22 protein-coding genes are annotated in these 25140 nt (G+C 57.8%); 13 read left to right on the forward strand and 9 right to left on the reverse strand.

Features of this window, described 5'->3' with window-relative positions:
* Positions 1 to 9 precede the first annotated feature (9 nt).
* The 5 genes from bamC to ypfH all read left to right on the forward strand — a co-directional run bounded on the left by bamC (position 10) and on the right by ypfH (position 5603).
* Positions 10 to 1044 (forward strand): outer membrane protein assembly factor BamC, encoded by a 1035-nt coding sequence (gene bamC / locus I6L58_RS19280; protein ID WP_006176630.1) that lies wholly within the window; start codon positions 10 to 12, stop codon positions 1042 to 1044.
* A gap of 109 nt (positions 1045 to 1153) precedes the next feature.
* Entirely contained in the window at positions 1154 to 1867 is a 714-nt protein-coding gene (gene purC / locus I6L58_RS19285; protein ID WP_042320387.1) for a phosphoribosylaminoimidazolesuccinocarboxamide synthase, read from the forward strand.
* A gap of 121 nt (positions 1868 to 1988) precedes the next feature.
* Positions 1989 to 2861, forward strand: a complete 873-nt coding sequence (gene ypfJ, locus I6L58_RS19290; RefSeq protein WP_088207963.1) for a KPN_02809 family neutral zinc metallopeptidase — start codon at positions 1989 to 1991, stop codon at positions 2859 to 2861.
* Positions 2861 to 4834, forward strand: coding sequence for a tRNA(Met) cytidine acetyltransferase TmcA (locus I6L58_RS19295; protein ID WP_088207964.1), 1974 nt, complete (start codon positions 2861 to 2863; stop codon positions 4832 to 4834). The genes ypfJ and I6L58_RS19295 overlap by 1 nt, the downstream gene beginning before the upstream one ends.
* A 73-nt stretch (positions 4835 to 4907) precedes the next feature.
* Positions 4908 to 5603 carry an esterase gene (gene ypfH, locus I6L58_RS19300; RefSeq protein WP_006176626.1) on the forward strand — a complete coding sequence of 232 codons (696 nt, stop codon included), beginning with the start codon at positions 4908 to 4910 and terminating at the stop codon, positions 5601 to 5603.
* A gap of 39 nt (positions 5604 to 5642) precedes the next feature.
* Here the strand turns inward: ypfH and I6L58_RS19305 are convergent, their stop codons facing one another.
* Genes I6L58_RS19305 through I6L58_RS19315 form a run of 3 tightly spaced genes read right to left on the reverse strand, consistent with a single transcriptional unit; the run spans position 5643 to position 7353 of the window.
* Complete coding sequence (locus I6L58_RS19305) at positions 5643 to 5840, reverse strand: YpfN family protein (protein WP_000383991.1); 198 nt, start codon at positions 5838 to 5840, stop codon at positions 5643 to 5645.
* A gap of 25 nt (positions 5841 to 5865) precedes the next feature.
* Positions 5866 to 6993, reverse strand: coding sequence for a succinyl-diaminopimelate desuccinylase (gene dapE, locus I6L58_RS19310; RefSeq protein WP_042320379.1), 1128 nt, complete (start codon positions 6991 to 6993; stop codon positions 5866 to 5868).
* A 3-nt stretch (positions 6994 to 6996) separates the two neighbouring features.
* On the reverse strand, positions 6997 to 7353 hold the full coding sequence (locus tag I6L58_RS19315; protein WP_058610280.1) for an ArsC family reductase: 357 nt from the start codon (positions 7351 to 7353) through the stop codon (positions 6997 to 6999).
* A gap of 387 nt (positions 7354 to 7740) precedes the next feature.
* On the opposite strand from I6L58_RS19315, the gene ypfM reads away from it, so the two are divergent.
* The gene (ypfM, locus tag I6L58_RS19320; RefSeq protein WP_100780840.1) at positions 7741 to 7800 is read left to right on the forward strand and encodes a protein YpfM; all 60 of its coding nucleotides are present in this window, start codon (positions 7741 to 7743) and stop codon (positions 7798 to 7800) included.
* 119 nt (positions 7801 to 7919) lie between these two features.
* On the opposite strand, the gene acrD is transcribed toward ypfM, so the two are convergent.
* Positions 7920 to 11033, reverse strand: coding sequence for a multidrug efflux RND transporter permease AcrD (gene acrD / locus I6L58_RS19325; protein ID WP_088207965.1), 3114 nt, complete (start codon positions 11031 to 11033; stop codon positions 7920 to 7922).
* Between the two features lie 201 nt (positions 11034 to 11234).
* Positions 11235 to 12920: a nitrate/nitrite two-component system sensor histidine kinase NarQ gene (gene narQ, locus I6L58_RS19330; RefSeq protein ID WP_088207966.1), complete on the reverse strand. Its 1686-nt coding sequence runs from the start codon at positions 12918 to 12920 to the stop codon at positions 11235 to 11237.
* 280 nt (positions 12921 to 13200) lie between these two features.
* Here narQ and nudK point away from each other — a divergent pair, with 280 nt between their 5' ends.
* Entirely contained in the window at positions 13201 to 13797 is a 597-nt protein-coding gene (gene nudK, locus I6L58_RS19335; protein ID WP_088207967.1) for a GDP-mannose pyrophosphatase NudK, read from the forward strand.
* A gap of 103 nt (positions 13798 to 13900) precedes the next feature.
* A complete protein-coding gene (locus I6L58_RS19340; protein WP_088207968.1) occupies positions 13901 to 14938 on the forward strand; it encodes a DUF1176 domain-containing protein in 1038 nt (345 codons plus the stop codon).
* A gap of 97 nt (positions 14939 to 15035) precedes the next feature.
* On the opposite strand, the gene tkt is transcribed toward I6L58_RS19340, so the two are convergent.
* Both tkt and tal read right to left on the reverse strand, forming a co-directional pair.
* On the reverse strand, positions 15036 to 17024 hold the full coding sequence (gene tkt, locus I6L58_RS19345) for a transketolase (RefSeq protein WP_088207969.1): 1989 nt from the start codon (positions 17022 to 17024) through the stop codon (positions 15036 to 15038).
* A gap of 19 nt (positions 17025 to 17043) precedes the next feature.
* Positions 17044 to 17994, reverse strand: a complete 951-nt coding sequence (tal, locus tag I6L58_RS19350; protein WP_006176617.1) for a transaldolase — start codon at positions 17992 to 17994, stop codon at positions 17044 to 17046.
* Between the two features lie 290 nt (positions 17995 to 18284).
* Here tal and maeB point away from each other — a divergent pair, with 290 nt between their 5' ends.
* Entirely contained in the window at positions 18285 to 20564 is a 2280-nt protein-coding gene (gene maeB / locus I6L58_RS19355) for an NADP-dependent oxaloacetate-decarboxylating malate dehydrogenase (protein ID WP_006176616.1), read from the forward strand.
* Between the two features lie 69 nt (positions 20565 to 20633).
* On the opposite strand, the gene hemF is transcribed toward maeB, so the two are convergent.
* Both hemF and amiA read right to left on the reverse strand, forming a co-directional pair.
* Positions 20634 to 21533 (reverse strand): oxygen-dependent coproporphyrinogen oxidase, encoded by a 900-nt coding sequence (gene hemF, locus I6L58_RS19360; RefSeq protein WP_006176615.1) that lies wholly within the window; start codon positions 21531 to 21533, stop codon positions 20634 to 20636.
* Positions 21533 to 22408 carry an N-acetylmuramoyl-L-alanine amidase AmiA gene (gene amiA / locus I6L58_RS19365; protein WP_006176614.1) on the reverse strand — a complete coding sequence of 292 codons (876 nt, stop codon included), beginning with the start codon at positions 22406 to 22408 and terminating at the stop codon, positions 21533 to 21535. Before amiA ends, hemF begins: the two co-directional genes overlap by 1 nt.
* Before the next feature lie 212 nt (positions 22409 to 22620).
* On the opposite strand from amiA, the gene I6L58_RS19370 reads away from it, so the two are divergent.
* From I6L58_RS19370 to I6L58_RS19385, 4 genes are all read left to right on the forward strand, one after another.
* Positions 22621 to 23046 carry a GNAT family acetyltransferase gene (locus tag I6L58_RS19370; protein ID WP_006176613.1) on the forward strand — a complete coding sequence of 142 codons (426 nt, stop codon included), beginning with the start codon at positions 22621 to 22623 and terminating at the stop codon, positions 23044 to 23046.
* Positions 23033 to 23482: a DUF2919 domain-containing protein gene (locus tag I6L58_RS19375; protein ID WP_006176612.1), complete on the forward strand. Its 450-nt coding sequence runs from the start codon at positions 23033 to 23035 to the stop codon at positions 23480 to 23482. The genes I6L58_RS19370 and I6L58_RS19375 overlap by 14 nt, the downstream gene beginning before the upstream one ends.
* Positions 23483 to 23544: 62 nt before the next feature.
* The gene (locus I6L58_RS19380) at positions 23545 to 24120 is read left to right on the forward strand and encodes an RpoE-regulated lipoprotein (RefSeq protein ID WP_088207970.1); all 576 of its coding nucleotides are present in this window, start codon (positions 23545 to 23547) and stop codon (positions 24118 to 24120) included.
* Positions 24121 to 24212: 92 nt separating this feature from the next.
* Entirely contained in the window at positions 24213 to 25112 is a 900-nt protein-coding gene (locus I6L58_RS19385; protein ID WP_006176610.1) for a Dyp-type peroxidase, read from the forward strand.
* Positions 25113 to 25140: the final 28 nt, after the last annotated feature.

Below are 25140 nucleotides of genomic sequence, written 5' to 3' on the forward strand. Positions count from 1 at the left end.
GGAGATTTGATGGCTTATTCAGTACAGAAGTCGCGCCTGGCGAAGGTTGCGAGTGTTTCGCTTGTGATGCTGCTCGCTGCCTGTAGTTCAGACTCGCGCTACAAGCGCCAGGTGAGCGGTGATGAATCCTATCTGGATGCGACACCGCTTGCTGAACTTCACGCACCTGCTGGCATGATCCTGCCGATTCAAAACGGTGATTACAATATTCCCGTGACCAACGGTAGCGGTCAGGTGGGTAAAGCGCTTGATATTCGTCCACCGGCACAGCCTCTGGCGCTGGTGAGCGGCGCGCGTACCCAGTTTACCGGTGATACCGCATCGCTGTTGGTTGAAAGCGGCCGCAACAGCACCCTGTGGCCGCAGGTGGTGAGCGTCATTCAGGCGAAGAATTACACCATCGACAAACGTGACGACGCCAGCCAGACGTTAACCACCGACTGGATTAACTGGAACCGTCTGGATGAAGATCAGCAGTACCGTGGTCGTTATCAAGTCTCCGTTAAGCCTCAGGGTTATCAGCAGGCGGTCACCGTTAAGCTGCTGAACCTGGAGCAGGCGGGTAAAGCGGTGGCCGATCCGGCTTCCATGCAGCGCTACAGCACCGAAATGCTGAACGTGATTGCCGCCGGTCTGGATAAAAACGCGACGGATGCGGCTAACGCAGCGCGGAGCAGTAACGGGACCACCTTCGACGTGCAGAGCGCCGCTGATGAGACCGGTCTGCCAATGCTGGTCGTTCGTGCGCCATTTAACCAGACCTGGCAGCGCCTGCCAGCGACGCTGGAAAAAATGGGCATGAAGGTTTCTGACAGCACGCGTTCAACGGGTAGCATGACGGCAACCTATAAACCGCTGTCCGATAGCGCATGGCAGGAACTGGGCGCACGCGATCCACAGTTGGCCTCCGGCGATTATAAAATTCAGGTCGGTGACCTCGATAACCGCAGTAGCCTGCAGTTTATCGATCCGAAAGGCCACACGCTGACCCAGTCGCAGAACGATGCGCTGGTCGCGGTCTTCCAGGCTGCATTCAGCAAATAAAAATGAGGGCTGGTTAATCCAGCCCTTTTTATTTTCGTGCTACGCAAACGTGTGCGTGGCATAATATTTCCAGTTTTGAACTCAACTTATCACACCAGGAGTAATGAAGATGCAGAAGCAAGCTGAGTTGTATCGTGGCAAAGCGAAGACCGTATACAGCACGGAAAACCCCGATCTGTTGGTGCTCGAGTTCCGCAATGATACGTCAGCAGGGGATGGCGCGCGCATTGAGCAGTTCGATCGTAAAGGCATGGTGAACAACAAGTTCAACCACTTCATTATGACCAAACTGGCCGAAGCGGGTATTCCGACCCAGATGGAAGCGTTGTTGTCCGATACGGAATGTCTGGTGAAGAAACTCGATATGGTCCCGGTGGAATGCGTGGTGCGTAACCGCGCCGCTGGCTCACTGGTGAAGCGTCTTGGCATTGAAGAAGGTATCGAGCTGAATCCGCCGCTGTTCGATCTGTTCCTGAAAAACGACGCCATGCACGATCCGATGGTTAACGAATCTTACTGCGAAACCTTTGGCTGGGTCAGTAAAGAGAACCTGGCGCGCATGCAGGAGTTGACCTACAAAGCCAACGACGTGCTGAAAAAACTGTTCGACGACGCGGGCCTGATCCTTGTTGATTTCAAGCTGGAGTTCGGTCTGTTCAAAGGCGAAGTGGTGCTGGGCGATGAGTTCTCCCCGGACGGCAGCCGCCTGTGGGACAAAGAGACGCTGGATAAAATGGATAAAGACCGTTTCCGTCAGAGCCTGGGCGGTCTGATTGAAGCCTACGAAGCGGTTGCTCACCGTTTAGGCGTTAAGCTCGACTGATCCTCTCTGTTGCCAAAGGATGTTTGCATCCTTTGGCGTCTTACCTTTGTTTCCTATGGTAATCTTGCCATTAACCGCCTACGATCATAGCTATGAATAATAGGATATTTTCGAGGTGTTTATGCGCTGGCAAGGGCGTCGTGAAAGTGACAATGTAGAAGACAGGCGCAGCAGTAGCGGCGGCGGCGGCCCGTCTATGGGCGGTCCTGGCTTCCGGTTACCCAGTGGAAAGGGTGGGATTATTCTGCTGATCGTGGTGCTGGTTGCGGGCTATTACGGTGTCGATTTAACCGGGATGCTGACCGGAGAACCTCTTCAGCAGCAGCAACAATCGTCGCGCTCCATCAGCCCGAATGAAGATGAAGCGGCGAAATTTACCTCCGTGATCCTCGCCACGACCGAAGACACCTGGAGTCAGCAGTTCGAGAAGATGGGGAAAACCTATCAGCCGCCGAAACTGGTGATGTACCGCGGTGCGACGCGTACCGGCTGCGGTACCGGGCAGTCGGTGATGGGCCCGTTCTACTGTCCGGCTGACAGTACCGTCTATATCGATCTCTCTTTTTACGACGACATGAAACGCAAGCTCGGCGCTGACGGCGATTTTGCCCAGGGCTACGTAATTGCGCATGAAGTCGGACACCATGTCCAGAAGCTGCTCGGTATCGAACCTAAAGTGCGCCAGATGCAGCAGAATGCCTCTCAGACGGAAGTAAATCACCTGTCGGTGCGCATGGAGCTGCAGGCGGACTGCTTTGCCGGCGTGTGGGGTAACAGCATGCAGAAGCAGGGCGTGCTCGAAGCGGGGGACCTGGAAGAGGCGCTGAACGCGGCTGAAGCCATTGGCGACGATCGTCTGCAGCAGCAGAGCCAGGGCCGCGTGGTGCCGGACAGCTTTACGCACGGGACCTCTGAACAGCGCTACACCTGGTTCAAACGGGGTTTCGACAGTGGCGACCCGGCGCAGTGTGATACCTTCGGTAAAGCCATGTAATGCTGGCGTTTGAAAATCTGATAACCCTGCTCGGGCGCACAGGCCATCGTCGGCTGGTGGTGCTCAGCGGGGAGCCGCAGTGGGCGCTTGCGCAGGCAGTCGCCCTGCGCGATACCCTCCCCGGCGACTGGCCGTGGCTTGATGAACATCCCTCAAAGGCCATGAGCGGGCTGCTGGGGCGCGAGTTTCTGCATGCCGTCTTTGATGCCCGCGTTGGGTTTGACGTCTCCGCTTTTGCCGCGCTTGCCGGAACGCTGCGTGCCGGAAGCCTGCTGGTGCTGCTGGTTCCGCCCCTGTCCCGGTGGGCTGATACGCCGGACGCGGATTCCGTACGCTGGAGCGACCGACCCGACCCGATCGCCACGCCGCACTTCGTTCACCATTTTTGCCGGATAATCGCCGCCGATCCCGACGCGATTATCTGGCAGCAAGAAAAGGCGTTATCCCTTCCATCCTTCCCTGACATGCCTGACTGGCAGCCCGCCCGCGGCGAGCCGCAGCGCGAGCAGGCCGCTATTCTGGCGGCGCTGCTGGCGATGGAGCCTGGCGTTGTGGCCATCACCGCCCCGCGCGGGCGCGGGAAATCGGCACTCGCGGGGATGTTGCTTACGCGTGTGGCGGGCTGCGCTATCGTCACCGCGCCGGCAAAAGGCGCGACCGACGTGATCGCGCGCTTCGCCGGAGAGCGCTTTCACTTCATGGCTCCGGACGCCATCCTGGCAAGCGACGTGCAGGCGGACTGGCTGATCGTTGACGAGGCGGCTGCCATCCCCGGCCCGCTGCTTGAACAGCTGGTTAACCGTTTCCCACGGGTTGTGCTAACCACGACGGTGCAGGGCTATGAAGGCACCGGCAGGGGCTTTTTGCTGAAATTCTGCGCACGGTTTAGCGCGTTGCAGCGTTACACGCTTTCCAGCCCGATCCGCTGGGCGGCCGGGTGTCCGCTTGAGCGGGTTGTTGATAGCGCCCTGCTGTTTGACGATGCGCTTATCGACCAGCGTCCCGCAGGCGACGTGACCTTAGGCTCGCTTGAACCGCAGGACTGGGAGCGTCATCCGGCGCGCGTGGCGGGCGTTTACGAGCTGCTGTGTGCCGCACACTACCGTACGTCGCCGCTCGATTTACGCCGAATGATGGATGCCCCTGGTCAGCATTTTGCCGTCGCGCAAGCGGGCGGCGCTATTGTCGGGGCGCTCTGGCTGGTGGAGGAGGGCGGGTTATCCCCTGAATTGAGCCGCGCGGTGTGGGCGGGATATCGCCGTCCACGCGGAAATCTTGTGGCCCAGTCTCTGGCGGCGCACGGCGGGTCGCCGCTAGCCGCAACGCTTAGCGGGCGACGCGTGACCCGCATAGCCGTGCATCCCCATCGTCAGCGGGAGGGGATCGGCCAGGCGCTGATCCGCACTGCCGGGGGGCAGGATTACCTCTCCGTCAGTTTTGGCTATACCGACGAGCTGTGGCGCTTCTGGCGGCAGTGCGGCTTTATGCTGGTGCGCATGGGTAGCTACCGGGAGGCCAGCAGCGGCTGCTACACGGCGATGGCGATGCGACCGCTAACTGAGCCAGGGCACCGGCTGTGCGAGCAGGAACACCAACGACTGTGCCGCGATGCGCGCGTTCTTTCGGCGTGGAATGAAGAAAAGATCCCCGTGCCCGATCGCTGGGAGTCTACCCTTAACAGTGATGACTGGCTGGAGCTGGCAGGGTTTGCCTTTGCTCATCGCCCGTTTTCGACCTCGGTGGCGGCCTTAACGCGTCTGCTGCTCGCGGTGGATGCGCCGCTGGCGGCGCTGCGCGGAAAAATTGAGGCACGAAAAGAGGAGGCCGCACTCAGCGCCGAACTCTCTCTTTCCGGGCGTAAAGCATTGCTGGCGCGCCTGCGTAGTGACGCCGCCCTGGCGCTGGAATCGCTCGATCGGGCGCGCTGTCAGCAACTGAGAGAGCGCGTTTTGCAATGGCAATTTTTTCAATGACTTCTTCAGTAAAGTGGCATGGTCATTACCCCCGAGAGGCGTAAAATCCTGCTTATCATTTAAGGAGCTCGCCATGAAACATGACCATTTTGTTGTTCAAAGCCCGGACAAACCGGCTAAACAGTTACTGCTGCTGTTTCATGGCGTTGGCGATAATGCCGTCAACATGGGGCAGATTGGCAGCTGGTTCGCACCGATATTCCCGGACGCGCTGATTGTCAGCATTGGTGGCGTGGAGCCATGCGGCCCGGATGGCCGGCAGTGGTTCTCCGTGCAGGGCGTGACCGAAGAAAACCGTCAGGCACGCATTGATGCCGTCATGCCTGCTTTTATCGAAATCGTGCGCTACTGGCAGCAGCAGAGCGGCGTGGGGGCTAACGCAACCGCGCTGATAGGCTTCTCACAGGGGTCGATTATGTCGCTTGAGAGCGTGAAGGCGCAGCCGGGTCTGGTTTCGCGCGTCATTGCTTTTAACGGACGCTTTGCGACGTTGCCGCAGCGGGCCACTACGCACACTACTATTCACCTGATCCACGGTGGTGAAGACAGGGTAATCGATCTGGCTCACGCGGTGGCTGCCCAGGAGGCGCTCATTCGTGAAGGCGGGGATGTCACGCTGGATATCGTCGAGGATCTGGGGCATGCGATTGACGATCGTAGCATGCAGTTTGCGCTCGACCATTTGCGTTACACCGTGCCGAAGCACTACTTCGACGAAGCGCTCAGCGGCGCTAAGCCGAATGATGATGATATTGTCGAGTTTATGTAATTATTTCCCCTCTCCCTTACAGGGTGAGGGGAATCACAATTACTTCTTCTGGTCTTTCTTCGGCCAGTCGTCTTCATCGTCCCACTTGTCGTTAAAGTCACGATGCGGCGGGAGATCCGGTTTGTTGGCGAGGAATTTTTTGTGATCAACGCGCTTCAGATCTTTAATCACGTTAAGCAGCACGCCCACTAAAAACACCAGTACCAGGATCCACCAGTACTTTGAAAGCCAATCCATTCGCTATTCCTTCTCAGAGCAACCGTCAGGCGACGAGCTGCTCCATAATACGTTGATACATACGGGCCAGCAGTTGTAAATCTGCCGCGTTGACGCACTCATTGATTTTATGAATGGTCGCGTTAACTGGACCCAGTTCGACTACCTGTGCCCCCATGCGGGCAATAAAGCGTCCGTCGGAGGTGCCGCCCGTTGTCAGCAGCTGTGGCTTAATTTCATTATAGTGCGCGATGGCATTCACCACCGCATCCACCAGTTTACCACGCTGCGTCAGGAACGGCTGGCCGGACAGCCACCAGTCCACGGTATAGCGCAATTCATACTTCTCCAGCAGCGCCATCACGCGCGCTTTGATCATTTCGTCGGTCAGTTCAGTGCTGAAGCGGAAGTTGAACTGAACGAAACAATCGCCCGGGATGACGTTGTTACTGCCCGTCCCGGCCTTGATATTTGCAATCTGCATACTGGTCGGCGGGAAGTATTCGTTGCCTTTGTCCCACTCAATACCCACCAGCTCATTGAGCATCGGGGCCGCACGGTGAACCGGGTTATCGGCGAGATGCGGATAGGCCACGTGCCCCTGCACGCCGTGGATCGTCAGGTTACAGGTCAGCGACCCGCGACGCCCGTTTTTTACCACATCGCCGACGACCTCGGTACTGGACGGTTCGCCCACCAGGCAGTAGTCCAGGCGTTCGTTGCGCGCCATCAGCGCCTCAACCACTTTAACCGTGCCATTGTGCGCGCTGGCTTCTTCATCGGAGGTGATCAGAAACGCGAGACGGTTTTTATGGTCTGGATGCTGCGCCACGAAGCGCTCGGCCGCCACGACCATGGCCGCCAGCGAACCTTTCATGTCCGCCGCACCGCGGCCAAACAGCATGCCGTCGCGGATAGTCGGCTCGAACGGCGGGTTGATCCAGCGGTCTGCGTCGCCCGCAGGAACCACATCGGTATGCCCGGCAAACGCCAGCGTTTCGCCTTCGCCGCGCCATGCCCAGAAGTTCTGCGTGTCGCCGAAGTCCATCGTTTCAACGGTAAACCCGATGGCCCGCAGGCGTTCAATCATTAATGCCTGACAACCTGCATCGTCCGGGCTTAGGGAAGGACGGCGAATAAGCTGCTGAGTCAGCTCAATGACCGGGCATGACATAGACTACACCTCAACAAAAAAGTCTGAATATAAGGTTTCACTGAAACCCAGCAGCATAGGCTGACCTGGCTTGCAGAGCAATGGGCGTTTGATAATTGCTGGCATTTCAAGCATCAGCCTGGCCGCGCTGTCGGCGTCGGTGATGCTGGCTCGCAGTGATTCATCGAGTTTTCGCCAGGTGGTACCGCGGGTGTTCAGCAGCGCTTCCCACCCCAGCTCGTTGATGGCGGTATGCAGAAATTCTGCATCAAGGCCATCGGCGCGGTAGTCATGGAAGCGGTACTCAATGTTCCTGGCCTCCAGCCAGCGGCGGGCTTTTTTGATGGTGTCGCAGTTTTTAATGCCGTACATCACAACCATGTTGAATCCTTTTGCTCTAATGATGATGAAATGTTCAATTATTTCGAAGATATATCCTTAAGTGAAATATAGCACGCTTAGTAAATCGCTTAATTCGTTATTCTTCATAATTCAACGTACATCTGTATGCTGAATATTATTTCATCATTTAAGCATAGTTGTCCATTCACTCAAAATAGTGAACTGCGTGACTACATTAATAAAAATTCACCGGTTCGCTGAGTTATTTCGAAATATTGCTGCACGTCACATAAAATTTACTCGCCCCGGCGCATAGTTACCCTGAACACCGGGTATGCGCGGGGTGCAATCGCAGTGATTGGCTAAATTATCTTCACAATGATGATGGTTTTTCGTAGAATACGCATAATAATAAGAGAGGTTGTTATGATTGAACGTGAACTGGGGAACTGGAAAGACTTTATCGAAGACATGCTTCGTAAATGATATTCAGTAAGAATTGCAAGAGCACTTAAATAAGTAAAATAACCATAGTGTGAATCTATCACACAGTAAAAAGGCGGCTAACCAAGCCGCCTTTTTTATACCCGTCACGCGTTGCCCGCTTATTCAGGGCGTTCCTTCAGCGGGAAACGGCGACGGACCAGCACAAAGAACAGCGGGACGAAATAGATAGCCAGGATCGTCGCCGAAATCATACCGCCCATGACGCCAGTCCCTACCGCGTGCTGGCTGCTGGAGCCAGCCCCTGAACTGGTCGCCATTGGCAGCACGCCAAAGACAAACGCCAGAGAGGTCATCAGGATCGGTCGCAGGCGCTGGCGGCAGGCGTGGAGCGTGGCGGCCATCAGGTCGTGCCCCTTAGCGTTCATCTCGTTGGCAAACTCGACGATCAGAATGGCGTTTTTCGCCGACAGGCCAATCACGGTGAGCAGCCCGACCTGGAAGTAAACGTCATTCTCCAGGCCGCGCATCCAGGTGGCGAGCAGAGCGCCAATCACCCCTAGCGGCACCACCAGCATGACCGAGAACGGCACCGACCAGCTTTCATACAGGGCGGCAAGACAGAGGAACACCACCAGCAGCGACAGCGCGTACAGGGCAGGTGCCTGCGCACCGGAGAGGCGCTCCTGGTAAGACATGGCCGTCCACTCAAGGCCAAAACCGGCCGGCAACTGCTGCACCAGTTTTTCCATAACGTCCATCGCCGTACCGGTACTCACCCCCGGCGCCGCTTCACCGACAATTTCCAGGGCCGAGTAGCCGTTGTAACGCTCAAGACGAGGCGAACCGGTTTCCCAGCGGGAGGTAGCAAACGCCGAGAACGGCACCATACCGCCCGCGTTATTTCGCACGTACCAGCGGTTGATATCATCCGGCAGCATGCGGTATTTGGCGGCCGACTGGACGTAGACCTTTTTCACACGGCCGCGATCCATAAAGTCGTTCACATAGCTCGAGCCCCAGGCGGTTTGCAGCGTATCGTTGATATCGTCGATAGAGACGCCAAGCGCCTGCGCTTTGCGCTGATCGATATCCACCTGCAGCTGCGGGCTGTCATCCAGGCCATTGTGACGAACGCGCGTGAGCTGCGGATCTTTGCCAGCCAGATCCAGAAGCTTATCGCGGGCAGCCATGAGCGCGTCGTGCCCCGCGCCGGCGTGATCCTGCAGCTCCATATCAAACCCTGCCGAGCTACCCATTCCGCTGATGGCGGGAGGGCTGCTGGCGAAGACGCGCGCCTCTTTGATGTGGCTAAACGCCTTCGTTGCCCGTTCGATAATGGCGAAGGAGGAGCCGGTCTTACTGTCGCGCTGTTCCCAGTCTTTCAGACGTATGAACATACGCGCCACGTTCTGCCCGTTACCGCCTGGGCCGGAACCCACGGTGGAGAAGACGGAAACCACGTTATCCTTCTCCTGGGTGTGGAAGTAATTCTCCACCTTCTGCACCACTTTCAGCGTCTGCTGCTGGGTTGAGCCGCTCGGGAGCTGGACCGAGGTGATAAACATCCCTCTGTCTTCCAGCGGCAGGAAGGAGGTGGGCAAACGCAGGAACAGGAAAACCATGCCGCCCAGCAGCAGGACATACACCACCATCCAGCGCACGCTGCGGTGGAGGACCTTCCCCACGCCCGCTTCATAGCGCGCTGCGTTGCGGTTAAACATGCGGTTAAACCAGCCGAAAAAGCCTTTCTGGCCGTGTTGTTCACCTTTATGCAGCGGCTTAAGAAGGGTACAGCAGAGGGCAGGGGTGAGGATCATCGCCACCAGCACCGACAGCACCATGGCAGAGACGATGGTGATAGAGAACTGGCGGTAAATCGCGCCGGTGGTGCCGCCAAAGAAGGCCATCGGGATAAACACCGCCGACAGCACCATCGCGATACCCACCAGCGCGCCCTGAATCTGCCCCATCGATTTGCGCGTTGCCTGGCGCGGCGAAAGTCCTTCTTCGCTCATGATGCGCTCAACGTTCTCCACCACCACGATGGCATCATCCACCAGCAGGCCGATGGCCAGCACCATGGCGAACATGGTCAGCGTGTTGATACTGTATCCGAAGGCGTAGAGCACCGCGAAGGTGCCGAGCAGGACCACCGGCACGGCAATGGTGGGGATAAGCGTGGCGCGGAAGTTCTGTAAGAACAGGTACATCACCAGGAACACCAGCGCGATGGCTTCGAGGAGGGTTTTCACCACGTCCTCAATGGACGCCTTCACAAATGAGGTGGTCTCGTAGGCGACTTTGTACTCCAGGCCGTGCGGGAAGAAGTGCGACAGTTCGTCCAGGCGGTTGAGTACGAGTTCAGCGGTTGCCATCTCGTTAGCGCCTGAAGCCAGTTTTACCCCCAGACCTGACGCCGGCTTACCATTAAAGCGGCTCAGGTAATCATACTTCTCCGCCCCCATTTCAACCGTGGCGACATCGCCCAGGCGCACTTCAGAACCGTCCTGATTGACCCGCAGGGTGATATTGCGGAACTGCTCCGGCGTTTGCAGCAACGACTGCGAATTAATGGTGGCATTCAGCGCCTGATTATCCACCGACGGCGTGCCGCCGAGCTGTCCCACCGCGATTTGCGCATTCTGGGATTCGATGGCGTCGGTGACATCTTTAGCGGTCATCTGGACGCTGGTTAACTTATTCGGGTCAAGCCAGATGCGCATAGAGTACTGCGAACCGTAGGCGTCGATATCCCCCACGCCGTTAATCCGGCTCAGCGGATCCTGAATGTTACTGGCAACGTAGTCGGCAATATCCTGCTTATCCATCGAGCCGTCGGTGGAGACAAAGGCTATGGTCAAAATGTTGGTGTCACCGGTTTTACGCACGGTCACGCCCTGGTTTTGCACGGCCTGAGGCAGCTTGCGCAGGGCCGACTGGAGCTGGTTTTGCACCTGCTGCACCGCTTCGTCCGGGTCAGTACCCGCCGTAAAGCTGAGCGTCACGGTTGCCTGACCGGTGGCGCTACTCTGGGAAGACATATACATCAGGTTGTCGAGGCCAGTCATATTCTGCTCGATTACCTGCGTCACGGTATTCTCAAGCGTCTGCGCCGAGGCACCGGGATAGTTAGCCGTGATGCGCACGTTAGGCGGCGCCAGTTCGGGATATTGCTCAACGGGAAGCGACGTAATCGCCAGGACACCTGTCAGACACAACAGGATGGCAAGTACCCAGGCAAAAATGGGGCGATCGATGAAAAAATTCGCCATGAAAAAGTGACCTCGTTTTGCTGCACGTCATTATTGTAAATTGCCCGCATCACTGTAGCGGCAAGAGCAGAGCCAAACGTGGAGAAATAAAGGAGATAATGTAAATTATCATGCGCGTTTACGGCGCGCCCCCACGCGGGCGCGACGGAAAGTATCCTGCATCTTCAGGACGACGCGTTGGCATAACGCGTGACTTTACCGTTATTTACCCGCAGGCGTACTGAACCTTACGCTGACCTGCGTGCCGCCATTTGGCGGCTGAGAGAAGCTTAGCGTGCCCCCAAGCCGCCCTGCGCGTTCGCGCATGATATTCAGGCCGTAGTGCCCCGGTGGTTCACTGGCCTCCCCAATACCGATGCCGTTGTCGCGGATCGTCACCGTGTGGGTGCCATCCGCAGCGGTAATGCAGCTTACGGTGATCTCGCTCGCCTCGGCGTGCTTGATGGCATTCAGCACCGCCTCGCGCACAATTTGCAGCAGGTGAACCTGCTTCTGGGCATCCAGCGCCAGCGAAGAGAGGCGGCAGTCGAGCGTTAGCTTCGCCTGGGTCTGGCTTTGTAGGCCGTCGAGCGACTCCTGCAGCGCGGCGGGGAGGTTGGCATGGTTCAGCGTCAGGCGGAAGGTGGTGAGCAGCTCACGCAGCTGCTGCCAGGCGTTGTTGAGCTCGCGGGAAAAGTCGGCAATGATGGTCTGCGCGGGCGCGTTCTCCTCCGGCACAGCATGTTTGAGTAGCGTAAGCTGGATCCGCAGGTAAGAGAGCACCTGCGCCAGCGAGTCATGCAGTTCGCGGGCGATGGTCGCGCGCTCTTCCATCAGCAGCAACTGCTGAAAGTGCTTTTGCCCCTGATTGAAGTAAAGCCCACGCCCCAGCATCGTTGCGACGCTTTTCATCAGGGGCAGGGACACGTTCGCGGTGTCGCTCTGCCAGCGGAGTTCACCATACAGCGTATCCTGCATCAGCACCGGCAGGCTCTGCATCTGGACGGTGTCAGACTCGGTGCCCTCCGCCAGCCGCCAGTCGTCGCTGGTGCGAAGCTCCAGATAATTCATCTGCGTGTAGTCATGCACAATCTGCAAAATATGCCTGAAGCAGTGGCTGTCTATCTGCCCGGTGTTGAGCGCCTGAGAGCAGGTGAAGAGCATTTCCAGCTGCTGATGCGCTTCGTTCAGGTGCCGGGTTTTTTCGGCGACGGAGTGTTCAAGCGAGCGATACAGCGTGTGCAGTTCGCCTGACATATGGTTGAAGGCGCGGGAGAGCTGGCCCAGTTCGTTGGGCAGATGGGTGTCGGGAGCCGGGGTATCAAACGCGCGTTGCTCGATGCGCTCGCTTGCCGCCACCAGGTTTTTGAGCGGCAGAACGACCTGACGCCGGATCCGCCGCAGGGTCGTCATCGCCAGCAGCAAAATGCCGAGGCCGCCTGCCAGCGACATCAGGATAACCAGCTGAATTTTATGCTCGGTGTAGTGCTGAAGCGCCAGCACAAAGGCATCAATACGGCCCACAAAATCTTCGATGTGGCTCTGGTACCACGCGGTGTCCCCGCTGGCGATGCGTTTGTCCATCTCCTGCCAGGCGAGATGTAACTGATGATAACGCTGCTTCACGTCGTCCGGCACGTACCAGCGGCTGATTTTTTGCAGCGCGGGCGCGCTGAGGGTCTGTTGCCACACCGCCCGGTGTTCCGCCAGCGAAGGGCTGGTGCGCTGCATCTCGTAGCCCAACCGGTAGCTCTGCATGCGTAGCGACCCGGCGATATTGATCGCCTCGGCGTCGCGCTGGCTGCTGGCAAGCGTCAGCAGCGCAATGGCGCTGGTGAGCACGGACAGCATAATAATCGAAAAGAAAGCCCGAGCCAGGCTTCGGGAGACGGGGCGTTTAACGGTCACAAAACGGCTTCCTGAAAAAATTAATCTGCCACAGGGTCACTGGACATAGCCCGGCTTCCGGGGATGTGAACCCTGTCCGCAAGCCCCGCTGTGGGTAAAGCGATTTTTTATATAAAGAGTAGGGGTATTGTTTACACGAAATTAGCGGCTGCGTCTGCTCGCCGACGCGGTGATTTTGCAACGGCGCAGCGTAAAACGCTTAAAACACACGCGCGTCGACGGGCGACAAAGCGGATTTCGCGGCGTAGTATACCCACACTCATTTAGCCGTGGAGCCTGTATGACCCTGAAAATAGACGTTATCAAAGACAAAATCCTCTCTGAAAATTACTTTGTCCTGCGTAACATCACCTACGATTTAACGCGTAAAAACGGCGAGGTGATCCGCCATAAACGCGAGGTCTACGATCGTGGCAACGGCGCAACTATTCTGCTCTATAACCGCGAAAAACAGAGCGTGGTGCTGATCCGCCAGTTTCGCGTCGCGACGTGGGTGAACGGCAACCCGGACGGGCGGCTGATTGAAACCTGTGCAGGCCTGCTGGACGACGATGAGCCGGAAGTCTGTATTCGCAAAGAGGCGATTGAAGAGACAGGCTTCGAGGTGGGCGAGGTTAAAAAGGTCTTTGAGCTGTTTATGTCGCCGGGCGGCGTGACGGAGATCGTTCATTTCTTTATCGCCGAATACCACGACGCGCAGCGGGTCAACCCGGGCGGCGGCGTGGAAGATGAAGATATCGACGTGCTGGAGATCCCCTTTACAGAAGCCCTTAACATGGTGAAAAACGGTGAGATCAGGGACGGTAAGGCGGTGATATTGTTACAATATTTACAAACATCCGGCCTCATGACCCCCTCTTTCGAACGTCAGGAGTGAGGCTTTCGGATAAATCTATCCGATAAATCTGATTGAGCAAGCCCGGTTGTGCCACGAAGATACCGCCCAGTTTTGCGTTTTCGTTTCCGGGGTTGTGCCATTCATGCGCCTTTTCTTTCTGTTCCTTCTTTGCGTATTGTCCGCGCCGCTGGTGTGGGCTGCGCCTGCTCAGCAGTCCTTCTCCGACTGGCAGGTCACCTGCAATAACCAGAATTTTTGCGTGGCGCGCAATACCGGCGAGCATCATGGACTGGTCATGACGCTGAGCCGCAGCGCCGGGGCCAAAACCGATGCCACGCTGCGCATCGATCTCGGCGGGTTTTCTTCGCCTTCGGTGAAAGAGCCAGACATCGCGCCGCGATTACTGCTCGACAACGCGCCAGTGAAGCTTGACCCGCAGCGCTGGCAGCTTACGCCCTGGCACCTGAAAACCGACGATGCGGCGACCATCTCTGCCTTTTTAAAGCATATTCAGGAAGGGCATACGTTGACGCTGCGCGGCGGCAGGCAGATTGCCTCTCTGGACGGCCTTAAAGCCGCGCTGCTGTTTATCGACGCTCAACAAAAGCGTGTCGGCAGCGAAACCGCCTGGATTAAAAAAGGGGACGATCCGCCGCTGAGCGTTCCTCCTGCGCCAGCCCTCAAAAAGGTGGCGACAGTCAATCCGACGCCCACGCCGCTTACTCACGCAGAGCTAAACGATCTGCTGGACTATGGCACCTGGCGGATGAATAACAGCCAGTGCTCGCTGGATCCCAGCCGTCGCGAGGTCCGCGTCACGGCGTTAACGGATGACAAAGCGCTGCTGATCGTCAGCTGTGAGGCGGGGGCGTACAACACCGTCGATCTGGCATGGCTGGTATCACGCAAAAAGCCGTTCGCGGCCCGTTCCGTCAGGCTGCGATTGCCGTTTACGCCGTCAAGCCAGAGCAGTGAGATGGAGCTGATGAATGCCAGCTTCGATGAGAAAAACCGGGAGTTAACGACCCTCGCATTAGGACGCGGTATCGGGGATTGCGGCATCCAGACGCGCTGGCGTTTTGACGGCCAGCGCTTTCGCCTGGTGCGCTATGCGGAAGAGCCAAGCTGCGATGGCTGGAATGGGCCAGATGCCTGGCCCACGCTGTGGATCACGCGGTAGTTTTTTGGCCATATGGCGCTGTCGCTTACCCGGCCTGCAAAGCCACCACATCGTAGGCCGGGTAAGGCGTAGCCGCCACCCGGCAACGAAAACCGCACTACAGCACGCTTAGCGCCTTCTCCACCACGTTCTCGACGGTAAAGCCGAAATACGGGAACAGCTTGTCGGCCGGGGCCGATTCGCCGTAGCCGCGCATCCCGACAATCGCGCCTTTCAGCCCGACATACTTGTACCAGTAGTCGGCGATCCCCGCTTCCACCGCCACGCGTGCCGCAACGTTTGAAGGCAGGACCGATTCACGGTAAGCCTCATCCTGTGCGTCAAAAATATCGGTAGAGGGCAGGGAGACCACGCGCACCGCGTGACCTTCGGCGGTCAACTTCTCCGCTGCCTTAACGGTGATTTCAATCTCAGAACCGGTAGCAATCAAAATCACGTCCGGCTTGCCGCCGCTGTCTTTCAGAATGTAGCCGCCGCGGGCGATATTTTTCACCTGCTCCGGCGTACGCTCAATCTGCGCCAGATTCTGACGCGACAGGATCAGCGCCGTCGGCCCGCTGTGGCGTTCAACCGCCAGCTTCCAGCCGACCGCGGCCTCTACCTGATCGCACGGACGCCAGGTGCTGAAGTTTGGCGTCAGGCGCAGGCTCGCCAGCTGTTCAACTGCCTGGTGCGTCGGTCCGTCTTCCCCCAGACCGATGGAGTCGTGGGTATAGACCATGATCTGCCGCGCCTTCATCAGCGCCGCCATACGCGCCGCGTTGCGGGCATATTCAACAAACATCAGGAAGGTGGCGGTATAAGGCACAAAGCCGCCGTGATGGGCGATACCGTTGGCAATGGCCGTCATCCCGAATTCACGCACGCCGTAGTGAATGTAGTTCCCGGCCACGTCCTCCTTCAGGGATTTAGAGCCAGACCAGATGGTCAGGTTACTTGGTGCCAGGTCCGCCGAGCCGCCGAGCAGTTCCGGGAGGATCGGGCCGATGGCATTGAGGGTGTTTTGCGATGCCTTACGGGTGGCAATTTTTGCCGGATTGGACTGCAACTCTTCAATCAGCGCCTGGGTTTTCGCTTCCCAGTCCTCCGGCAGACCCCCGCTCATGCGGCGGGAAAACTCGGCGGCCAGCGCCGGATGCGCCTTTTTGTAGGCGGCGAACTTCTCGTTCCAGGCGTGCTGCGCGTGTTCACCCGCTTCACGCGCGTCCCAGGCTTTGTAGATCTCTTTTGGGATCTCGAACGCCGGGTATTTCCAGCCCAGTTTCTGACGGGTCAGCGCCACCTCTTCTTCGCCCAGCGCCGCGCCGTGCGACTCTTCCTTGCCCGCTTTGTTCGGTGAGCCGAAGCCGATGGTGGTCCGGCAGATAATCAGGGACGGTTTGTCCTTCACGCTCTGCGCTTCCTGAATCGCTTTTTTCACCGCCTCAGGATCGTGACCGTCGATTTCATGCACCACGTGCCAGTGGTAGGCCTCGAAGCGTTTGGCCGTGTCGTCGGTAAACCAGCCTTCGGTTTCCCCGTCAATCGAGATACCGTTGTGATCGTAGAAGCCAATCAGCTTGCCCAGCCCCAGCGTGCCCGCCAGCGAGCAGACCTCGTGCGAGATCCCCTCCATCAGACAGCCGTCGCCCATAAATACATAGGTGTAGTGGTCAACGATGTCATGGCCCGGCTGGTTAAACTGCGCGCCCAGCGTGCGCTCGGCAATCGCCAGACCGACGGCGTTCGCCAGACCCTGACCGAGCGGCCCGGTGGTGGTCTCTACGCCCGGCGTGTAGCCAATCTCCGGGTGGCCCGGCGTTTTCGAATGCAGCTGGCGGAAGTTTTTGATCTCCTCAAGCGGCAGATCGTAGCCGGAGAGGTGCAGCAGGCTATAGAGCAGCATGGAGGCATGGCCGTTTGAGAGAATAAAACGGTCACGATCGTACCAGGTGGGATCGGTCGGGTTGTGCTTCAGGAAGTCGTTCCACAGCACTTCGGCAATATCTGCCATGCCCATCGGGGCGCCAGGGTGGCCGGAATTGGCTTTCTGCACGGCATCCATGCTGAGGGCGCGAATGGCATTAGCGAGCTCTTTACGGGACATAGTTCACTCCATGGCAAGGTTAAAGTTTGGCGGCAAGAAGATCTTCAAGTTTGCGCTGGTCGACGGCGAACAGGCGAATGCCTTCCGCCAGTTTATCGACGGCCATTGCGTCCTGGTTGTGCTCCCAGCGGAACTCCGCCTCCGTCATCGCTTTCGGTTTTGGCAGCACGGTTGAGGTCGGCACCAGTTTACGGATCACCGTCTCGTCGCTCTGCTGCAGCTTTTTCAGCAGGTCAGGAGAGATGGTCAGGCGGTCACAGCCTGCCAGGGCGAGGATCTGCTCGGTGCGGCGGAAGCTGGCCCCCATCACGATGGTCTCGTAGCGGTGCTGTTTGTAATAGTCATAGATATTGCGGACCGACTTCACGCCGGGGTCTTCTTCCACCACGTACGGGTCCATCGGCTGTTTTGCCTGATACCAGTCGTAGATACGCCCGACGAACGGTGAGACAAGGAACACGCCCGCCTCGGCGCAGGCACGTGCCTGAGCAAAGGAGAACAGTAACGTCAGGTTGCAGTGGATCCCCTCTTTTTCCAGCACCTCGGCGGCGCGAATGCCTTCCCAGGTTGAAGCGAGCTTGATCAGAATGCGCGATTTATCAATTCCCTGCTCCTGATAAAGCTCTACCAGGCGGCGGGCTTTGTTGATGCTTTTTTCCTGGTCGAAGGAAAGGCGGGCGTCCACTTCGGTCGACACGCGTCCCGGTATGCTTTTCAGAATTTCCGCACCGATATTGACCGCCAGCTTGTCGCTGGCTTCGGCGACCTGCTGCTCCTGGGTTTTCCCACGCTGTTTGCCATAGGCGATGGCGTCATCAATCAGATGACTGAAATGTTCAAGCCCTGCCGCTTTGAGCAACAGCGAGGGGTTGGTGGTCGCATCTTCCGGCTGATAGCTGCGGATAGACTCGATATCGCCGCTGTCCGCGACTACGGTGGTGAATTGTTTGATGCCGTCTAGCTGGTTCATAAATAATTACTCCTTGGAAATAAAAGAGTTAGTCGAGTGTGTTTGTTCACACTTCTGCGAAAATCATGATCGACTTAACAAAAAAGCATAGCAGACGGGGGAGGCATTGCTTTCTGAGACGGGTAACATCACTGTTATAAATTGATAACAATTTTTGCTCTGCAATGGTGAGAGTTTGGCAGCCTTCAAAGTTTAGTCGGCCACCTGCGGCGATACTATGCGGCACTCCAGGGTGTGCATCAGGATCGTAAACATCACCCTTTTTGATCGATACGTGAAGGAATAACAAGATGGATGATCAGTTAAAACAAAGTGCTCTCGATTTTCATGAATTCCCGGTTCCGGGCAAAATCCAGGTTTCCCCTACCAAGCCGCTGGCGACCCAGCGCGATCTGGCGCTGGCCTACTCGCCGGGCGTTGCCGCGCCGTGTCTTGAAATTGAAAAAGACCCGCTGGCAGCCTACAAATACACCGCGCGCGGAAATCTGGTGGCGGTAATCTCCAACGGCACGGCGGTGCTGGGATTAGGCAATATCGGTGCGCTGGCGGGTAAGCCGGTGATGGAAGGGAAGGGCGTACTGTTCAAGAAATTTGCCGGTATCGACGTGTTTGATATCGAAGTGGACGAGCTGGACCCGGACAAATTCATCAACGTGGTGGCAGCCCTGGAGCCCACATTCGGCGGCATCAACCTGGAAGATATCAAAGCGCCGGAATGTTTCTATATCGAGCAAAAGCTGCGCGAGCGCATGAACATTCCCGTGTTCCACGATGACCAGCACGGCACGGCAATTATCAGCACCGCGGCCATTCTGAACGGCCTGCGGGTGGTGGAAAAAAATCTGTCTGACGTGCGCATGGTGGTCTCGGGGGCGGGCGCGGCGGCGATTGCCTGTATGAACCTGCTGGTGGCGCTTGGGATGCAGAAACACAACATTGTGGTCTGCGACTCCAAAGGCGTGATCTATAAAGACCGCGAGCCAAACATGGCGGAAACCAAAGCGGCGTATGCGGTGGACGATGACGGAAAACGGACCCTGGACGACGTGATCGACGGCGCGGATATCTTCCTGGGCTGCTCCGGACCGAAAGTCCTGACCCAGGAGATGGTGCAGAAGATGGCGCGCGCGCCGATGATCCTGGCGCTGGCGAACCCGGAGCCGGAAATCCTGCCGCCGCTGGCGAAAGCGGTGCGTGAAGACGCTATTATCTGTACCGGTCGTTCGGACTACCCAAACCAGGTGAACAACGTGCTGTGCTTCCCGTTCATCTTCCGCGGCGCGCTGGACGTGGGTGCGACGGCAATCAACGAAGAGATGAAGCTGGCCGCTGTTCACGCCATCGCCGAGCTGGCCCACGCCGAGCAGAGCGAAGTGGTTGCCTCAGCCTATGGCGATCAGGATCTGAGTTTTGGCCCGGACTACATCATTCCTAAACCGTTCGACCCGCGTTTGATTGTCAAAATCGCGCCAGCGGTGGCCAAAGCGGCGATGGACTCCGGCGTGGCGACGCGTCCGATTCAGGATTTCGACGCCTACGTCGATAAGCTCACCGAGTTTGTTTACAAAACCAACCTGTTCATGAAGCCGATCTTCTCCCAGGCGCGCGCCGACGCGAAGCGCGTGGTGCTGGCGGAAGGGGAGGAGGCGCGCGTGCTGCACGCGACGCAGGAGCTGATCACCTTAGGGCTGGCGAAACCGATCCTGATTGGCCGTCCGAGCGTAATCGAGATGCGTATCCAGAAGCTGGGGCTACAGATTAAGCCGGGCGTGGACTTTGAGATCGTTAACAACGAATCCGATCCGCGTTTCAAAGAGTACTGGAACGAATACTACGCGATCATGAAACGTCGCGGGATCACCCAGGAGCAGGCGCAGAAAGCCGTGATCAGCAACACCACGGTGATCGGCGCGATCATGGTTCAGCGTGGCGAAGCGGATGCGCTGATCTGCGGCACTGTCGGTGATTACCATGAGCATTTCAGCGTGGTGCAGGAGATCTTCGGCTATCGCGACGGGGTGCATACCGCCGGGGCAATGAACGCGCTGCTGCTGCCTAGCGGGAACACCTTTATTGCGGATACCTACGTCAACGACGATCCGACGCCGGAGCAGCTGGCGGAAATCACCGTGATGGCGGCGGAAACCGTGCGCCGGTTTGGTATCGAGCCGAAAGTTGCGCTGCTCTCTCATTCGAACTTTGGTTCCTCGAAATCTGCGGCGGCCTGCAAAATGCGCGAGACGCTGGAGCGGGTACGCGAGCGTGCGCCGGAGTTGATGATCGACGGTGAGATGCACGGCGATGCCGCGCTGGTGGAGAGCATTCGCAACGAACGGATGCCGGACAGCCCGCTGAAAGGCTCGGCTAACGTGCTGATCATGCCGAACGTCGAAGCGGCGCGGATCAGCTACAACCTGCTGCGCGTGTCCAGCTCTGAAGGGGTCACCGTAGGACCGGTGCTGATGGGCATCTCGAAGCCGGTGCATGTGTTAACACCGATTGCCTCTGTGCGGCGGATTGTGAACATGGTGGCGCTGGCGGTGGTTGAGGCGCAGACGCAGCCGCTGTAAGGGCGTGGTGTCGGGTGGTGCATTCGCTTACCCGACCTACGGATTATGCAGGCCGGGCAAGCGCCGGCATTAAACCCAGTCCCGAACCCGAATAAACGCTTTCAGGGCAGCCTCAGGGCTGCCTTCTTTCGGATCAAAGTTGTACTCCCAGCGCACCAGCGGCGGCATCGACATCAGGATCGACTCCGTGCGCCCGCCGGTTTGCAGGCCAAACAGCGTACCGCGATCCCACACCAGGTTGAACTCCACGTAGCGCCCGCGTCGATAGAGCTGGAACTCCCGTTCGCGCACGCCGTAATCGGTATTTTTGCGCCGCTCGACGATGGGCAGGTAGGCGTCGGTAAAGCCCTGGCCTACCGCCTGCATAAAGCGAAACGCGGTGTCAAAATCCGGCGTGTTGAGATCGTCAAAGAACAGCCCGCCAATGCCGCGCTGCTCATCGCGGTGCTTGAGATAGAAATAGTCGTCGCACCACTTTTTGTAGGTCGGGTAGACGTCTTCGCCAAACGGCAGGCACAGGTCGCGCGCGGTGGTGTGCCAGTGCACGGCGTCCTCTTCAAAGCCGTAGTAGGGCGTAAGATCGAACCCGCCGCCAAACCACCAGACCGGATCGGCCCCCGGTTTTTCCGCAATGAAAAAACGCACGTTGGCGTGGCTGGTCGGCACAAAGGGATTATGCGGATGCACCACCAGCGATACGCCCATCGCCTCGAAGCTACGGCCCGCCAGCTCCGGGCGGTGCGCGGTTGCGGAGGCGGGCATGGCATCGCCATGAACGTGGGAAAAGTTTACGCCGGCCTGCTCAAAGACGCCGCCGTTACGCAGCACGCGGCTTCGGCCACCGCCGCCCGCGTCGCGCTGCCAGCTATCTTCCTGGAATTCACCGCCGTCTTCGGCGGCCAGTTTCTGGCAAATCTCATCCTGCAGCTGCATCAGGAAGGATTTCACCCGCTGTGCATTGGGTTTCATTAACGTTTCCTGGAGTGCGCTTTTTGATTATCAAACCAGTTGAAATAACTGATGATCCCGGAGGCAATGGCATTGGCGATCTTCTGGCGAAACGCCGTGGTACCGAGCAGTCGCTCCTCTTCCGGGTTGGTGATAAACGAGGTTTCAACCAGCACCGAGGGGATCGACGGCGATTTCAGCACCACAAACGCCGCCTGCTCGGTGCCTTTACTGTGCAACCGATGCACGGGCTTGATCTTTTTCAGGATATGCGAGCCGAGCGTCAGGCTGTTTTTAATGGTGTCCGTCTGAACCAGGTCAAACAGCACCTGCTGGAGCAGGTGATCCTTGTCGGTCGCTTTCTTCCCGGCCACTTCGTCCGCACGGTTTTCACGGTCGGAGAGGTATTTAGCCATGGCGCTACTGGCCCCACGGTTAGAGAGGGCAAACACCGATGCGCCCGCCGCGGATGGGTTGGTAAAGCCGTCGGCGTGAATCGACATAAACAGATCGGCGCCGTGCTGATGGGCGATTTCAACGCGGTCGTACAGGGGAATAAAGGTGTCGCCGGTGCGCGTCAGACGCGCGTCAATGCCGTTGCTGCGTAAAATCGATCGCACATTTTTTGCAATCGCCAGCACGACGTGTTTTTCTTTCGAACCGTTTCTTCCAATGGCGCCGGTATCAATGCCCCCATGACCCGGATCCAGCATAACCAGGCGTCGTGCGCCCGCTTTTTTAGCTTTTGGCTTGCTGTGCCCGTTATGGGTTTTTAGCGTGCTCTCGTCTTTTGCCTGAGCCTGCTTTGCGATGCCCGTTAACGTTAAGGCCGCCAGCCCCGCTTTGAGAACCTGACGACGCGATGTGAGTGCTTTTAATGGTTTGAATGTGCTCATGCGGCCTGAATAGTAAAAATTGGGGTCCTGGTGTTATATCGTATCGCGTTTGGCGTTACGACAGTCCTTATTGAGAATTGTTTTACTTTTCATTTCAATACGTGACAAAGTGACATTATGCCAAATTTTGGCGAGATTTTCCCCGCATATTGGCTAAACGGGGCGTTCGGGCGATAATTACTGTTTTTAAACCCAAAAAGGCGGTTAATACCATGGAGATACGCGTTTTTCGCCAGGAAGATTTCGAAGAGGTGATTACCCTTTGGGAGCGCTGCGATTTGCTGCGTCCGTGGAACGATCCGGAAATGGATATCGAACGTAAGGTCAATCACGACGTCAGTCTGTTCCTGATTGCGGAAGTGAACGGCGAGGTGGTCGGTACGGTGATGGGCGGTTACGACGGACATCGCGGCTCGGCCTATTATCTGGGCGTTCATCCGGAATACCGCGCGCGCGGCATAGCTAACGCGCTGCTTAATCGTCTGGAAAAGAAACTGATTGCTCGCGGCTGTCCAAAGATCCAGATCATGGTGCGGGAAGACAACGACGTGGTGCTGGGCATGTATGAGCGTCTGGGCTATGAGCATGCCGACGTGCTGAGTTTAGGTAAGCGTTTGATCGAAGATGAAGAGTATTGAGTTTCACCCTGCCGATTACGACACCCAGGGTCGTCTTCGTTTGCCCTTTCTGTTCTGGTGCGTGCTGCTGTTACAGGCACGCACCTGGGTACTGTTTGTGATGGCCGGCGCGTCGCGCGGGCAGGGCGACACGCTGCTGAATCTGTTCTACCCCGACCACGACGCGTTCTGGCTCGGACTGCTGCCCGGCGTGCCTGCGGTGCTGGCGTTTCTGTGCAGCGGACGGCGGCAGGTTATCCCGCGCGTCTGGAGCGCGCTGCGCGGGCTGTTGATCCTTGCGCAGGTTGTGCTGCTGGGCTGGCAGCCGTGGCTCTGGCTTAACGGCGAGCCGCTGTCGGGCATCGGGGTTGCGCTGGTGGTGGCGGATATCGTCGCGCTGCTGTGGCTGCTGACCAACCCGCGTCTGCGCGCCTGTTTTACCCCCGAGAAAGATTAAGCGGCACTTTTTGCCGATGCCGCACTCCAACAAGCGTTGATTGACTAAGAAAGGACGTTTTAATGAAATCGCTGCGTTTACTTTTATGCGCTCTGCCGCTGGTGTTAACCGGCTGCTCCACGCTCTCCTCCGTTAACTGGTCTGCAGCCTATCCGTGGAACTGGTTTGGCTCTTCAACGGAAGTCACCGAGCAGGGCGTGGGTAACATCACCGCCGCCACCGCGCTGAACCAGGACGCCATTCAGGACGCGCTGGGCAGCGACTACCGCCTGCGCAGCGGTATGAAAACCGAAAACGGCACCATCGTGCGTTATTTTGAAGCCCTGAAGGATGACAAACTGGCGCTGGTGATCAACGGCGATAACGGCACCGTTAATCGCGTGGCGGTGATGGACGAGGATATTCCGACAGCGAGCGGCGTCAAGGTCGGCACGCCGTTTGGCGATCTTTATCAAAAAGCCTTTGGCCACTGCGCCAGCGTTCCGTCGGACGACCGCGTCGCGGTAGAGTGTAAGGCGGAGGGCAGCCTGCACATCAGCTATCTCTTCACCGGCGAGTGGAGCGGCCCGGAAGGGTTAATGCCGTCTGACGACACGCTGAAAACCTGGAAAGTGAGCAAGATTATCTGGAAGCAGTAATTTGCGCCTGAACAAACCGCCTCGCTGAAATCCAGGTATAATAGCCGCCATCAATGCCACGCTACCGTGGCATCTTTTTTTCAGGAGGAGCGATGTCTCAGGTTCAGAGTGGCATTTTGCCAGAACATTGCCGCGCGGCGATTTGGATTGAAGCCAACGTCAACGGGGACGTGGATGCCCTGCGTGCGGCCAGCAAAATTTTTATCGATAAACTGGCGACGTTTCAGGCGACATTCCCGGATGCCCACCTTGGCGCGGTTGTCGCGTTTGGCAATAACGTCTGGCGCCAGCTGAGCGGCGGCGAAGGGGCACAAGAGCTGAAAGATTTCATCCCTTACGGCAAAGGCCTGGCCCCGGCAACCCAGTACGACGTGCTGATCCATATCCTTTCCCTGCGTCATGACCTGAACTTTTCCGTGGCCCAGGCGGCGCTGGAGGCCTTTGGCGACAGCATCAAGGTGCAGGAAGAGGTGCACGGTTTCCGCTGGGTGGAAGAGCGCGATTTGAGCGGCTTCGTAGACGGAACCGAAAACCCGGCGGGTGAAGAGACGCGTCGCGAAGTGGCGGTGATCAAAGACGGCGTGGACGCGGGCGGCAGCTACGTGTTCGTCCAGCGCTGGGAACACAACCTCAAGCAGCTTAACCGCATGAGCGTGCACGATCAGGAGATGATGATCGGCCGCACCAAAGACGCCAACGAAGAGATCGACGGCGACGTCCGGCCTGTGACCTCGCACCTGACCCGCGTAGACCTCAAGGAAGACGGCAAAGGGCTGAAGATTGTGCGCCAGAGCCTGCCGTACGGCACCGCCAGCGGCACGCACGGCCTTTACTTCTGCGCCTACTGCGCGCGCCTGTATAACATTGAACAGCAGCTGCTGAGCATGTTCGGCGACACCGACGGCAAGCGCGACGCCATGCTGCGCTTCACCAAACCGGTAACCGGCGGCTACTACTTTGCGCCGTCCGTGGAGCGCCTGCTCGCGCTGTAAACTGCTCCCCATACCCAGGCCGGGTAAG

The sequence above is a fragment of the Enterobacter cancerogenus genome, assembly GCF_019047785.1.
Classification (GTDB): domain Bacteria; phylum Pseudomonadota; class Gammaproteobacteria; order Enterobacterales; family Enterobacteriaceae; genus Enterobacter; species Enterobacter cancerogenus.

Coding starts and splice junctions, on each gene's coding strand:
- I6L58_RS19305 (WP_000383991.1), bottom strand. CDS start 5,840: ATGGATTGGCTTTCAAAGTACTGGTGGATCCTGGTACTGGTGTTTTTA.
- I6L58_RS19315 (WP_058610280.1), bottom strand. CDS start 7,353: ATGGTTGTGATGTACGGCATTAAAAACTGCGACACCATCAAAAAAGCC.
- I6L58_RS19370 (WP_006176613.1), top strand. CDS start 22,621: ATGGAGATACGCGTTTTTCGCCAGGAAGATTTCGAAGAGGTGATTACC.
- ypfJ (WP_088207963.1), top strand. CDS start 1,989: ATGCGCTGGCAAGGGCGTCGTGAAAGTGACAATGTAGAAGACAGGCGC.
- hemF (WP_006176615.1), bottom strand. CDS start 21,533: ATGAAACCCAATGCACAGCGGGTGAAATCCTTCCTGATGCAGCTGCAG.
- bamC (WP_006176630.1), top strand. CDS start 10: ATGGCTTATTCAGTACAGAAGTCGCGCCTGGCGAAGGTTGCGAGTGTT.
- acrD (WP_088207965.1), bottom strand. CDS start 11,033: ATGGCGAATTTTTTCATCGATCGCCCCATTTTTGCCTGGGTACTTGCC.
- tkt (WP_088207969.1), bottom strand. CDS start 17,024: ATGTCCCGTAAAGAGCTCGCTAATGCCATTCGCGCCCTCAGCATGGAT.
- I6L58_RS19340 (WP_088207968.1), top strand. CDS start 13,901: ATGCGCCTTTTCTTTCTGTTCCTTCTTTGCGTATTGTCCGCGCCGCTG.
- I6L58_RS19385 (WP_006176610.1), top strand. CDS start 24,213: ATGTCTCAGGTTCAGAGTGGCATTTTGCCAGAACATTGCCGCGCGGCG.
- I6L58_RS19295 (WP_088207964.1), top strand. CDS start 2,861: ATGCTGGCGTTTGAAAATCTGATAACCCTGCTCGGGCGCACAGGCCAT.
- I6L58_RS19375 (WP_006176612.1), top strand. CDS start 23,033: ATGAAGAGTATTGAGTTTCACCCTGCCGATTACGACACCCAGGGTCGT.
- I6L58_RS19380 (WP_088207970.1), top strand. CDS start 23,545: ATGAAATCGCTGCGTTTACTTTTATGCGCTCTGCCGCTGGTGTTAACC.
- maeB (WP_006176616.1), top strand. CDS start 18,285: ATGGATGATCAGTTAAAACAAAGTGCTCTCGATTTTCATGAATTCCCG.
- tal (WP_006176617.1), bottom strand. CDS start 17,994: ATGAACCAGCTAGACGGCATCAAACAATTCACCACCGTAGTCGCGGAC.
- dapE (WP_042320379.1), bottom strand. CDS start 6,993: ATGTCATGCCCGGTCATTGAGCTGACTCAGCAGCTTATTCGCCGTCCT.
- ypfH (WP_006176626.1), top strand. CDS start 4,908: ATGAAACATGACCATTTTGTTGTTCAAAGCCCGGACAAACCGGCTAAA.
- nudK (WP_088207967.1), top strand. CDS start 13,201: ATGACCCTGAAAATAGACGTTATCAAAGACAAAATCCTCTCTGAAAAT.
- purC (WP_042320387.1), top strand. CDS start 1,154: ATGCAGAAGCAAGCTGAGTTGTATCGTGGCAAAGCGAAGACCGTATAC.
- amiA (WP_006176614.1), bottom strand. CDS start 22,408: ATGAGCACATTCAAACCATTAAAAGCACTCACATCGCGTCGTCAGGTT.